Raw genomic sequence first — 11707 nt, 5'->3', positions numbered from 1 at the left:
ACTCTCTCCTGCCGAATCAGCCCTTACAGATCACCGAAGAAACGCTTCACACCCTCGAACCAGCCACTGGCTTTCGGGGAATGCGAGTCGTCGCCTTCAAGCGAGGTACGGAACTCTTCGAGCAGTTCACGCTGACGCTTGCCGAGGTTGACCGGGGTTTCAACCGCGACACGGCACATCAAGTCGCCAGCACCGCCGCCACGCACCGGAGCGACACCCTTGCCACGCAAGCGGAACTGCTTGCCGGTCTGGGTACCCTCAGGAATCTTCAACTTGACCCGACCATCCAGGGTCGGCACTTCAAGCTCGCCACCCAGAGCCGCGTCAGTGAAGCTGATTGGCACTTCGCAATACAGATGCTTGCCGTCGCGCTGGAAAATCGCGTGCTCGCGCACATTGATCACAACGTACAGGTCGCCGGTCGGCCCACCCTGTGAACCCACTTCGCCTTCGCCGGACAGACGAATGCGGTCACCGGTATCGACGCCTGGCGGAACCTTGACCGACAGGGTCTTGGATTCTTCGACACGGCCTTCGCCATGACACGAATCGCACGGATCGGAAATGATCTTGCCGTGACCATGGCAACGCGGACAGGTCTGCTGCACGGAGAAGAACCCCTGCTGCATGCGTACCTGACCAATACCGCCACACGTCGGGCAAGTGACCGGCGAAGAACCTTTCTTCGCGCCACTGCCATCGCAAGGCTTGCAGTTGACCAGCGTCGGAACACGGATATTCACGGTCGTACCGCGCACCGCCTCTTCAAGATCCAGCTCAAGGGTGTAGCGCAAATCGCTGCCGCGCTGCGCGCCGCCACGACCGCCACCACCACGGCCACCACCGAAGAAGTCGCTGAACACATCGCCGAAGATATCGGAGAAGTTCGCACCGCCCGCGCCACCACCGAAACCGCCGCCACCCATGCTCGGATCTACACCGGCATGGCCGTACTGATCGTACGCGGCACGCTTGCTGGCATCGGACAGCACTTCATAGGCCTCGTTGGCCTCTTTGAACAGTTCTTCCGCAGCCTTGTCATCAGGGTTGCGGTCGGGGTGATGCTTCATCGCGAGGCGGCGATAAGCCTTCTTCAGCTCGGCCTCGTTGACGCCCCGCTCCACCCCCAACACTTCATAATAATCACGCTTTGCCATAATTCTTCCGCACTCTTGAGGACGTTCGGCAAAACCCTCCTGAGCCTTGCCAAACTCGTTGAGCCCCATACAGGCCCGGACCCAACTCACGTCAATTCAACGATCCTGGTCTTCGTTCGACAGTCAGTTGCCTGACCGAGAAAGCGGCAGAACGAATCGCCATGCAGGAGCATCGCGACCTTGCCACAGAGCGTGAGGACCAAGATCCGCACGCCGAAATTTTGCCTGTTCCAGACACGCCAACGCGGGAGCAAGCTCCCGCGCGGCGACATCCTACCAGCCACCGCCCGGAACGGGTCAACTGGCCTTCAAGCGAGCATGCGCTTACTTGTGGTCTTTGACTTCTTCAAACTCGGCGTCGACCACGTCGTCAGCCTTGGCTTTCTCTTCAGCAGGCTTTTCAGCCGCTTCAGGGTTTTCAGCCTGCTCAGCGTACATTTTCTGAGCAATCGGCGCGGACACCTTGGACAGCTCTTCGACCTTGGCGTCGATGGCAGCCTTGTCGTCGCCCTTGACGGCCGCTTCCAGAGCAACCAGAGCAGCTTCAACGGCAGTCTTCTCTTCCGCAGTCACTTTATCGCCAGCATCGCTGAGCATCTTGCGAGTCGAGTGAACCAGTGCGTCGCCCTGGTTACGCGCAGAAGCCAGCTCTTCAAACTTGCGGTCTTCTTCGCTGTTGGCTTCAGCGTCGCGGATCATCTGCTGGATTTCTTCGTCCGACAGACCCGAGTTGGCCTTGATCACGATCGACTGTTGCTTGCCGGTCGCCTTGTCTTTCGCGCCGACGTGCAGGATGCCGTTGGCGTCGATGTCGAAGGTTACTTCGATCTGTGGCACGCCACGTGGAGCAGGTGGAATCTCGGCCAGATCGAACTTGCCCAGCGACTTGTTCTGGCCGGCTTGCTTGCGCTCACCCTGCAGAACGTGAATGGTCACGGCGTTCTGGTTGTCATCGGCAGTCGAGAAAACCTGCGATTTCTTGGTAGGAATCGTGGTGTTCTTCTCGATCAGCGCAGTCATCACGCCGCCCATGGTTTCGATACCCAGCGTCAGCGGGCTGACGTCCAGCAGCAGAACGTCTTTCACGTCACCGGCCAGTACCGCGCCCTGGATGGCAGCACCCATGGCTACAGCTTCGTCCGGGTTGACGTCCTTGCGAGCTTCCTTACCGAAGAACTCGGTAACCAGCTTCTGGACCAGCGGCATGCGAGTCTGGCCACCGACCAGGATCACGTCGTTGATCGCACCGATGTCGATACCGGCGTCTTTCAGCGCGATACGGCAAGGCTCGATGGTGCGCTGCACCAGGTCTTCAACCAGCGATTCCAGCTTGGAGCGCGAAATTTTCACGTTCAAGTGCTTTGGACCGGTAGCGTCTGCAGTGATGTACGGCAGGTTGACGTCGGTCTGCATGCTGGAAGACAGCTCGATCTTGGCTTTTTCGGCAGCTTCTTTCAGACGCTGCATCGCCAGCGGATCACCCTTGAGGTTCATGCCGCTTTCTTTCTTGAATTCGTCGACGAGGTAGTCGATCAGACGAATGTCGAAGTCCTCACCACCCAGGAAGGTGTCACCGTTGGTTGCCAGCACTTCAAACTGGTGCTCGCCGTCAACTTCAGCGATTTCGATGACCGAAACGTCGAAAGTACCGCCACCCAGGTCATAAACGATGACAGTGTGGTCGCCCTTCGCCTTGTCCATGCCGTAGGCCAGAGCGGCTGCGGTTGGCTCGTTGATGATACGTTTTACGTCCAGACCCGCGATGCGACCGGCATCCTTGGTAGCTTGACGCTGGCTGTCGTTGAAGTAGGCCGGAACGGTGATGACGGCTTCGGTAACGGTTTCACCGAGGTAGTCTTCAGCGGTCTTCTTCATCTTCTTCAGGATTTCCGCAGAAATCTGAGGAGGTGCCATTTTCTGGCCATTCACTTCGACCCAGGCGTCGCCGTTGTCAGCCTTGGCGATCTTGTACGGAACCATCTGGATGTCTTTCTGAACTACGTCTTCTTCAAAACGACGACCGATCAGACGCTTGACTGCGTACAGAGTGTTGTGCGGATTGGTCACCGCCTGACGCTTGGCCGACTGGCCAACCAGAATTTCGCCATCGTTGGCGTAGGCAATGATCGAAGGGGTAGTACGAGTGCCTTCGGCGTTCTCGATAACCTTGACGTTGCCGTTTTCCAGAATAGAGACGCAGGAGTTGGTGGTCCCCAGGTCAATACCGATAATCTTGCCCATCTTTGACTCTCCCGAAACTTTGATTTGGTTGCCGCAACTGCGTTTACAAATTGCGGTAGCTCTTAAACGCTTGGCCTATAAATGGGGGCCAGACAGCTGATTTCAAGCCTGCTCATCAATTGATGGCGAAACAGGCGACGGTGCCTTGCTGACCACGACCATGGCCGGGCGCAACAGACGACCGTTGAGCTGATAACCCTTCTGGAACACTTTCAGAACGCTGTTGGGCTCGACATCAGCGCTTTCCTGCATGGCCATTGCCTGATGATGTTCGGCATTGAATGGCTGGCCGTGCGGGTCGATTGCTTCCAGGTGATAGCGCTTGAGGGTGTCGCCGAACATTTTCAGCGTCAGCTCGATACCTTCACGCATCGGACGAATGCTTTCGTCGTCCGGATTGGACAGGTCCAGGCCACGCTCAAGGCTGTCGACGATAGGCAGCAGGTCGCCCGCGAACTTCTCAAGTGCAAATTTGTGAGCCTTTTCTACATCCTGTTCTGCACGACGACGTACGTTCTGCAGATCCGCAGCGACGCGCAGGGACTGGTCCTGCGCCGCAGCCAATTGCTCTTCGAGCACTTGCACACGAGTTGCCAGATCATCACCCGAAGCTGTCTCGCCAGCCTGGTCCTGGTTTTGCGCATCCAGATTCTGTTCGTCAGCCATAAGTGTTCTCCTCTCAAAAACGTCCGCGAACCCATCTCGCGCTTCTGCCCCCTATATGGGAACGGATTTTCAGGCTTCAAGGGCTGGGCATGACGTATCTGCACATTGCCTGAAAATTTCCTTCATCACGGCCATGCTGAAAGAAGCGCTTTTCAGCACCTGACGGACTTAAAAATTCTTCAGACCGATCAAATCGAGCTAAGCGCAAGCATTGTCAGAACCAAACAAAAAACTGTATAAATAACCAGACAAATCGCTTGGGAGCCACTCCATGCTGGTGCACCTTTCCGTACATAACTACGCCATCGTCGAACACCTTGATCTGGAACTGGATCGAGGCATGAGCGTAATCACTGGCGAAACCGGTGCCGGCAAGTCGATCATGCTCGATGCCCTCGGCCTGACCCTGGGCGACCGCGCCGACAGCGGCGTCGTGCGTCCGGGCGCTGACAAGGCCGATATTCTGGCCACCTTCGACCTCGGCGATATTCCCGAAGCGCAGGCCTGGCTCAAGGAGCGCGACCTGGACAATGACGGCCCCTGCATTCTGCGTCGGGTCATAACCGCCGAAGGTCGCTCACGCGCCTACATCAATGGCACGCCCTGCCCGCAAGGCGACCTGAAAGCGCTCGGCGAACTGCTGATCGATATCCACAGCCAGCATGAACACCAGTCACTGCTGAAAACCGATACCCACAGGCGCCTGCTGGACGAATATGCCGGCGCAACCGATCTGGCGCGCCAGGTCCAGATGGCTGCACAACGCTGGCGCCAGACTCGCCAGGAACTGGAGCGACTCTCCAATTCCGGCGACGAACAGCGCGCCAGACACCAGTTGCTCAGCTACCAGCTCGAAGAACTGGAAAGCCTGAGCCTGGGCGAAAACGAGCTGGAACAACTCGAACAGGAACACAAGAACCTGACCAACGCAGAAAGCCTGCTGAGCATCTGCCGTCAGGTCGTCGAACAGTGCAGCGAAAGCGATTCAGGCAATGTACTGAATGCCCTGACCGCCAGCCTGAACCGCCTCGGCAGCGTCAACAACTCGCCGACAGCCCTCAGCGAAGCTACCGACCTGCTGTCCAGCGCACAGATACAGATAGAAGAAGCCGTCGGTGAGTTGAATCGCTTCCTCGACCATTTCGACGCCGATCCTGCGCGCCTGCAACAGCTCGAAGAACGCCTGGACAGCATCTATACACTGGCCCGCAAGCACCGCATCCAGCCCACCGAACTGAGCACGCTGCAGCAAAAGCTGCTGGACGAAATCGAAACGCTCAATGCCAACGACGAGTCCATCGAGCGACTGGAGCACGAACTGGCCTCCTTCGCCCGCCACTATCAGGAAAAGGCCCGGGAACTGAGCGATTTGCGCCAGCGCGCATCGAGCGAACTGGCTCACGCGGTCGAAGAGGAAATTCATCGCCTGGGCATGCCCGGCGGTCGGTTCACCATCGAGCTGAAACCCAATACCGGCAATGACCTGCTTCCCCACGGCCTGGAGCAGGTCGAGCTACTGGTCAGCGCCAACCCCGGACAACCGCTCAAGGCCCTGGCCAAGGTCGCCTCGGGGGGCGAACTATCACGCATCAGTCTGGCGATCCAGGTCATCACCGCCCAGACCTCGCGTGTGCCGACCCTGGTGTTTGACGAAGTCGATGTGGGCATTGGCGGCCCGACAGCCGAAATTGTCGGCCAGTTGCTGCGCCGCCTGGGCGAGCGCGGGCAAGTGATGACTGTGACCCACCTTCCGCAGGTCGCCGCACAAGGCCATCAGCACTTGTTCGTCCACAAGGTCAGAGGCAACGACGCAACGCGCACCGCCGTATCGAAGCTCAACAAGAACGAACGTATAGAAGAAGTGGCACGCATGCTCGGCGGCATCGACCTGACCAAGGAGTCACTGGCTCACGCGAAGAAAATGGTCATTACCGCCAGGAACTGACCCACCAGAAAGCACAAAGGCGACCCTGAGGTCGCCTTTGTCGTCATGCAGGCTTACGCCTTCTTGTTACGCACGTAGAGCACAAGATTGTGATCTACCAGATCGTAACCGTGCCGCTCAACGATAGCCTTTTGCAGTTTCTCGATCTCTTCGTCGAAGAACTCGATCACTTCGCCGGACTCCACATTGACCATATGGTCGTGGTGGCCGCCATCAGCCAGCTCGAACACAGCATGACCGCCGTCGAAATTGTGGCGAACCACCAATCCAGCAGCTTCAAACTGAGTCAGAACACGGTAGACCGTAGCCAGACCGACATCTTCGCTAGCCTCCATCAGCGCCTTGTAGACATCTTCGGCACTCATGTGGCGCTGCTCGGCAGAATCGAGCATTTGAAGGATTTTGACCCGAGGCAATGTCACCTTGAGTCCTGCTTTACGTAGTTCGCTATTTTCAACCATGGTCAGCTTTCTCGCAGACGCTGCTTCGCAGCTTCTCTTAATGCAGGTATGATCCGGGTTTACGTTGTCCCAGCCAAGATAGTGGAAGTCGCCCACCGATGCAAAACACCAAGCTCTTGCTAACCAGTTTCACCCTTGTGGGACTGCTCGCACTCGCCGGTTGTTCATTCCCCGGGGTTTACAAAATCGACATCCAACAGGGAAATGTCGTCACGCAGGATATGATAGACCAGTTACGTCCCGGAATGACCCGGCGGCAAGTACGGTTTATCATGGGCAACCCCCTGCTAACCGACACATTTCACACTGATCGCTGGGACTACCTGTATAGCCTGCAGCCCGGTGGCGGTGAACGCCAGCAGGAACGTGTCAGCCTGATTTTCAACGGCAACGATCAACTGGTAAGCCTGTCCGGTGACTTCATGCCCGGTGTAAGCCGTGATGAAGCCATCCTCGGCAACAGCAGCAACCAGGCGGTCCCTGCTGACAACCAGCCACAGCAAGCTCCTGAAGCGCCAGCCAAGCCAGGCTCGCTGCTGGACCAGATCCAGAAGGATGTGGACAGCGTCGAAACTGTACCCGTGCCGGTGCAAGAGCCTCTGGAAACAAGTCCGCAGTAAACGGAAACAATTTCCACAAAAAAGCCCGGCACGCCGGGCTTTTTGTTGTCTGTCGATCTACAGGATCAAGACATGGCATCTCTGTTCAAGCGCGCCTTGGCGGCACGCAGACGACGCACTTCCATCGGGTCAGCCAGCAACGGGCGATAGATCTCGATGCGATCACCCGCCTCCAGCAAACGCACCGAAGGATCTTTCACCACCTTGCCGAAAATGCCGACAGGGCATTGAGACAGGTCCAGTTCAGGAAATTGCGCCTGGATGCCAGACGCGCCCAGGGCCTGCTGCACGGATGAACCCAAAGGCACGGCAACGCTGAGCAACACCTGACGATCGACGGCAGCATGAACCACCTCGATCTCGATCAATTCATCAGGCATGCAGTTCTTTGGCCCGCTGGCAGAAAGCATCCACCAGCGTATTGGCAGCCTGATTGAACAGCGGCCCCAGGGTCGCACGGACAATCGAGCCGGCATAATCGAAGGTGAGGTCCAGACTGATCTTGCAGGCCTTCTCTCCCAGTGGCTTGAAGGTCCAGACACCGTGCAACTGGTTGAAAGGCCCCTCAACCAGATCCATCACGATGGATTCTCCAGGCACCAGTACATTGCGCGTTACAAATTTCTGACTCAGGCCACCTTTGGCGACCTCCAGACTTGCACGCATGTGTGTCTCGCTTTCTTCAAGCACCACCGCCGAGGAACACCAGGGTAGAAACTCGGAATAGCGAGCCACATCATTGACCAGGTCGTACAGAAAACCGGCCGGATACGGCAAAAGAGCCGAACGCTGAATATGCGTAGTCATGTGAGTGTCATTTCCAAAGCTGAGCGGCAAACACCACAAGAATGCCTAACGGCGCCACGTAGCGCATCAAAAAGAATATCGGGCCGAAGAGCCGCAGATTGCGCACGCCTCTTCATTCCACCTGCAAGCACCACAACACACAAACCTCGCAACGGCAACCAGACATCGCGTTACCGGGTATGAATGGCAGGGCTGTGAACGCTGTACAGGAGCGCGCATTGTCAGGGATTCATCCTTCGTGCTCAAGCGCACGCTTTCCCGTAGCCGACATTGAAGCAACTGCCTATAATGCCGCCCCTATGGCTAAGCTCAAGAAACATCCCACAGGGACCATCGCGCAAAATAAAAAGGCGCGTCACGATTACTTCATCGAACACAAGTTCGAGGCCGGTCTGGTCCTGGCTGGCTGGGAAGTAAAAAGCCTGCGTGCCAACAAGGTACAGCTGGTCGACAGTTATGTGCTGCTCAAGGATGGCGAGGCCTGGCTGATGGGCAGCCATATCACGCCGCTCAAGACTGCCAGCACACACGTCATCGCTGACCCGACACGCACCCGCAAACTGTTGCTGAACCAGCGCGAGCTTGAAAAGCTCACCACGTCGGTGCAGCAGAAAGGTTATGCCTGCGTCGCCCTTTCCCTTTACTGGAAGCAGCACTTGATCAAGTGCGAAATCGCTCTGGGTAAAGGCAAGAAGGAATACGACAAGCGCCATACCGAGCGCGAACGCGATTCGGATCGCGAACTGCAGCGGGCCGTGCGCAGCAAGGGCAAGGACGACTGATTCCTCGCGAATGAATTCGCTCCTGCGGTATACCGTTGGGAGCGGATTTATCCGCGAATGAATCAAACAAGCGATCACATCTTGTTGCGGCGCTCTGCCCTCGCCGTGCGTTGAACCTGCTGCCGCACTTCTTCCAGCACTTCCTGCACATACGTCAGGTGACGACTGGATACTTCACGCGCATCCTCGGCGCGTCCTTCGATAATCGCCATATACAACTCACGATGCTGCTTGATGAGCATGTCGCGGGTTTCCGCACGCTGCTGGTACATCCCGCCGATATTGATCACCACATTGCGCTTGAGCAGATCGAACAAGCCGCGAATGGTATGCAGCAGCACCGTGTTATGGCTGGCCTCGGCAATCGCCAGGTGAAAGCTCGCATCGGCAGCGCCCTCCTCGGCCCGGCTCACTTCGTCGGTGCAGGTGTAGCAATCCTGCAACGCATCGAACGCCACCCGCAGACGCTCGCGGTCGACATCAGTGGCGCGAATGGCGGCGTAATAGGCGCATGACGCCTCCAGAGTATGCCGAAACTCCAGCAGGTCGCGCTGGGCATCAGGGCTGCTTTCCAACAGATGCAGCAGTGGGTCACTGAACGTCGAGCCGAGGTTCTCGACCACGTAGTTGCCCCCACCCTGGCGGCTGATCAGCAGCCCTTTGGCGGTCAGTTTCTGGATCGCCTCACGCAGCGAAGGCCGCGACACACCAAACTGTTCGGCCAGGGCGCGCTCGGCAGGCAAGCGTCCGCCCGACTTGAGCGTGCCCTCAAGAATCATTCTTTCCAGTTGCTCGACAATATCGTCAGACAAACGGCGCTGACGCACCTGATCAAAACTCATAACCCCTCACTCCACACGCCCGGCTCTTTACCGGGAGCACACATTCTGGCTGATCGCAGCCCTTCAGGCACCTGCCAGATGCAGCAGGCCAGACGCATTTTTGCGCAGGCCCGACAAAAGACCTGACGAGACAAATTGACACATCAATGGCAAGGCTTTTAACCTAGCGATCAGACATTGTAAATTGGTATTACCAATTATCCAATGCCAGCGATTGATGGCTGACCTCCATCGCGCTGCAAGACCTTCCGATCAGGAAGGCTTGAGCTGGTGAACTGTGCGACTCGTTCATCCATATCGGCCAGGCGCTCACCTACCGTGATGCCGAATCGAAGCCATGCACGCACGAACAGAACACCGGGCCTTACCAAAAACAATTAGGGGCCACCTACATGCAGACTTGGCAACAACTCTATACACCTCTGGGCAGCCTGGGCCTTTCCGCCGCCGCTGCGCTCATTCCCATCGTGTTCTTCTTTCTGGCACTGGCCGTGTTCCGGCTCAAAGGCCATATCGCGGGCAGCATTACCCTGGCGCTGTCGGTCCTGGTGGCAATCTTCGCTTTCCAGATGCCGACCGGCATGGCCCTGGCAGCCGCTGGCTACGGCTTCGCCTATGGCTTGTGGCCCATCGCCTGGATCATCGTCGCGGCGGTCTTTCTCTACAAACTGACCGTCAAGAGCGGTCAGTTCGAGATCATCCGCAGCTCGGTCATGGCGATTACCGATGACCAGCGCCTGCAAGTGCTGCTGATCGGCTTCTGTTTCGGTGCATTCCTCGAAGGCGCTGCCGGATTCGGCGCGCCGGTGGCGATTACCGCCGCCCTGCTGGTCGGGCTCGGCCTCAATCCTCTATATGCCGCAGGCCTGTGCCTGATCGCCAACACTGCGCCGGTGGCCTTTGGCGCGCTGGGCATCCCGATCATTGTTGCCGGCCAGGTTTCGGGGATCGATGCGTTCAAGATCGGCGCCATGGCGGGCCGCCAGTTGCCGCTGCTGTCAGTGTTCGTGCCGTTCTGGCTGATGTTCATGATGGACGGTGTGCGAGGCGTCAAGGAAACCTGGCCAGCCGCGCTGATTGCAGGCCTCACCTTTGCGATCACCCAGTACCTGACCTCCAACTTCATCGGCCCCGAACTGCCGGACATCACTTCGGCACTGGTCAGTATCGTTTCGCTGACCCTGTTCCTGAAAGTCTGGCAACCGCAGCGCGCTTCCGACACGGTTGCAGTCAGCGGTGGCTCGGCAGCTATCGCGGGCGGCAGTCCCGGCGGTTTCGGCCAGCCACGCACCAGCGTCAAATCGCCTTACAGCCTTGGGCAGATCATCAAGGCCTGGTCGCCGTTCCTGATCCTGACCGCCATGGTCACAGTCTGGACGCTCAAGCCGTTCAAGGCGATGTTCGCTGCCGGTGGCGCCCTGCAAGCCTGGACCATCAATATCGCAGTGCCGTATCTGGACCAACTGGTGATCAAGGGTGCTCCCATCGTGGCCAAGGCCACCGCCATGCCAGCGGTCTACAAGTTCGACCTGATCGCCGCCTCGGGCACCGCGATTCTGTTCTCGGCGATCCTGGCCATGGTCGTGCTGCGCATCAGCCCGAAGATTGGTCTGACCACTTTTAAAGAAACGCTGATCGAGCTGCGCTGGGCCATTGTGTCCATCGGCATGGTGCTGGCTTTCGCCTTCGTCATGAACTACTCGGGCATGTCCTCGACCCTGGCGCTGGTGCTGGCCGGGACAGGCTCGGCGTTCCCGTTCTTCTCGCCGTTCCTCGGCTGGCTGGGGGTGTTCCTGACCGGCTCCGATACCTCGGCGAATGCGCTGTTCGGTTCCCTGCAGGCCACCACCGCCCACCAGATCGGTGTCAGCGATGTACTGATGGTCGCCGCCAACTCCAGCGGCGGCGTAACCGGCAAGATGATCTCGCCGCAATCCATCGCAGTGGCCTGTGCCGCGACCGGGCTGGTCGGCAAGGAATCGGACCTGTTCCGCTTCACCCTCAAGCACAGCCTGTTTTTCGCGACCATCGTGGGCTGCATCACGTATGCCCAGGCGTACTGGTTCACCGGCATGCTGGTTCACTAATCTTAGAAACATGCACTCCTGACGCCGGCCTGACCGTCCGGCGTCAGCCATTCATGATCCGATCGGCTACCGAACGGATAACCGGGCCCACCCGGAGAA

Annotated in this window: 11 protein-coding genes and 1 pseudogene; 4 read left to right on the top strand and 8 right to left on the bottom strand. The window is 58.0% G+C overall.

Annotated features, from left to right (window positions below; translation table 11 throughout):
- Positions 1-23: 23 nt before the first annotated feature.
- From dnaJ to grpE, 3 genes are all read right to left on the bottom strand, one after another.
- Positions 24-1157 (bottom strand): molecular chaperone DnaJ, encoded by a 1134-nt coding sequence (gene dnaJ / locus ALQ04_RS17120; RefSeq protein ID WP_122316993.1) that lies wholly within the window; start codon positions 1155-1157, stop codon positions 24-26.
- 324 nt (positions 1158-1481) lie between these two features.
- Positions 1482-3398, bottom strand: a complete 1917-nt coding sequence (gene dnaK / locus ALQ04_RS17115) for a molecular chaperone DnaK (protein WP_122316939.1) — start codon at positions 3396-3398, stop codon at positions 1482-1484.
- A 102-nt stretch (positions 3399-3500) separates the two neighbouring features.
- Positions 3501-4064, bottom strand: coding sequence for a nucleotide exchange factor GrpE (gene grpE, locus ALQ04_RS17110; protein ID WP_122316938.1), 564 nt, complete (start codon positions 4062-4064; stop codon positions 3501-3503).
- A gap of 271 nt (positions 4065-4335) precedes the next feature.
- Here grpE and recN point away from each other — a divergent pair, with 271 nt between their 5' ends.
- Complete coding sequence (recN, locus tag ALQ04_RS17105) at positions 4336-6009, top strand: DNA repair protein RecN (protein ID WP_122316937.1); 1674 nt, start codon at positions 4336-4338, stop codon at positions 6007-6009.
- A gap of 53 nt (positions 6010-6062) precedes the next feature.
- On the opposite strand, the gene fur is transcribed toward recN, so the two are convergent.
- Positions 6063-6470, bottom strand: a complete 408-nt coding sequence (gene fur / locus ALQ04_RS17100) for a ferric iron uptake transcriptional regulator (protein WP_025258484.1) — start codon at positions 6468-6470, stop codon at positions 6063-6065.
- A gap of 98 nt (positions 6471-6568) precedes the next feature.
- On the opposite strand from fur, the gene ALQ04_RS17095 reads away from it, so the two are divergent.
- Positions 6569-7090: an outer membrane protein assembly factor BamE gene (locus ALQ04_RS17095; protein WP_122316936.1), complete on the top strand. Its 522-nt coding sequence runs from the start codon at positions 6569-6571 to the stop codon at positions 7088-7090.
- A gap of 65 nt (positions 7091-7155) precedes the next feature.
- On the opposite strand, the gene ALQ04_RS17090 is transcribed toward ALQ04_RS17095, so the two are convergent.
- The 3 genes and pseudogenes from ALQ04_RS17090 to ALQ04_RS17080 all read right to left on the bottom strand — a co-directional run.
- Entirely contained in the window at positions 7156-7470 is a 315-nt protein-coding gene (locus ALQ04_RS17090; protein WP_122316935.1) for an RnfH family protein, read from the bottom strand.
- Positions 7463-7897: a type II toxin-antitoxin system RatA family toxin gene (locus ALQ04_RS17085; RefSeq protein WP_122316934.1), complete on the bottom strand. Its 435-nt coding sequence runs from the start codon at positions 7895-7897 to the stop codon at positions 7463-7465. Before ALQ04_RS17085 ends, ALQ04_RS17090 begins: the two co-directional genes overlap by 8 nt.
- Positions 7898-7904: 7 nt before the next feature.
- A pseudogene (locus ALQ04_RS17080) lies at positions 7905-8061 on the bottom strand (sodium-dependent transporter); the annotation flags it as partial.
- A 135-nt stretch (positions 8062-8196) separates the two neighbouring features.
- On the opposite strand from ALQ04_RS17080, the gene smpB reads away from it, so the two are divergent.
- A complete protein-coding gene (gene smpB / locus ALQ04_RS17075) occupies positions 8197-8679 on the top strand; it encodes an SsrA-binding protein SmpB (RefSeq protein ID WP_122316933.1) in 483 nt (160 codons plus the stop codon).
- A gap of 74 nt (positions 8680-8753) precedes the next feature.
- Here smpB and ALQ04_RS17070 read toward each other — a convergent pair whose 3' ends face one another.
- Positions 8754-9521 carry a GntR family transcriptional regulator gene (locus ALQ04_RS17070; RefSeq protein WP_122316932.1) on the bottom strand — a complete coding sequence of 256 codons (768 nt, stop codon included), beginning with the start codon at positions 9519-9521 and terminating at the stop codon, positions 8754-8756.
- A 392-nt stretch (positions 9522-9913) separates the two neighbouring features.
- Here ALQ04_RS17070 and ALQ04_RS17065 point away from each other — a divergent pair, with 392 nt between their 5' ends.
- Positions 9914-11608: a lactate permease LctP family transporter gene (locus tag ALQ04_RS17065; protein ID WP_122316931.1), complete on the top strand. Its 1695-nt coding sequence runs from the start codon at positions 9914-9916 to the stop codon at positions 11606-11608.
- Positions 11609-11707: the final 99 nt, after the last annotated feature.

The organism is Pseudomonas cichorii (genome assembly GCF_003700275.1).
Taxonomy (GTDB): Bacteria; Pseudomonadota; Gammaproteobacteria; order Pseudomonadales; family Pseudomonadaceae; genus Aquipseudomonas; species Aquipseudomonas cichorii_B.
This window is presented reverse-complemented; position numbering and strand designations above follow the sequence as displayed.

Coding starts and splice junctions, on each gene's coding strand:
- ALQ04_RS17085 (WP_122316934.1), bottom strand. CDS start 7,897: ATGACTACGCATATTCAGCGTTCGGCTCTTTTGCCGTATCCGGCCGGT.
- ALQ04_RS17065 (WP_122316931.1), top strand. CDS start 9,914: ATGCAGACTTGGCAACAACTCTATACACCTCTGGGCAGCCTGGGCCTT.
- ALQ04_RS17070 (WP_122316932.1), bottom strand. CDS start 9,521: ATGAGTTTTGATCAGGTGCGTCAGCGCCGTTTGTCTGACGATATTGTC.
- smpB (WP_122316933.1), top strand. CDS start 8,197: ATGGCTAAGCTCAAGAAACATCCCACAGGGACCATCGCGCAAAATAAA.
- dnaJ (WP_122316993.1), bottom strand. CDS start 1,157: ATGGCAAAGCGTGATTATTATGAAGTGTTGGGGGTGGAGCGGGGCGTC.
- ALQ04_RS17095 (WP_122316936.1), top strand. CDS start 6,569: ATGCAAAACACCAAGCTCTTGCTAACCAGTTTCACCCTTGTGGGACTG.
- grpE (WP_122316938.1), bottom strand. CDS start 4,064: ATGGCTGACGAACAGAATCTGGATGCGCAAAACCAGGACCAGGCTGGC.
- ALQ04_RS17090 (WP_122316935.1), bottom strand. CDS start 7,470: ATGCCTGATGAATTGATCGAGATCGAGGTGGTTCATGCTGCCGTCGAT.
- recN (WP_122316937.1), top strand. CDS start 4,336: ATGCTGGTGCACCTTTCCGTACATAACTACGCCATCGTCGAACACCTT.
- fur (WP_025258484.1), bottom strand. CDS start 6,470: ATGGTTGAAAATAGCGAACTACGTAAAGCAGGACTCAAGGTGACATTG.
- dnaK (WP_122316939.1), bottom strand. CDS start 3,398: ATGGGCAAGATTATCGGTATTGACCTGGGGACCACCAACTCCTGCGTC.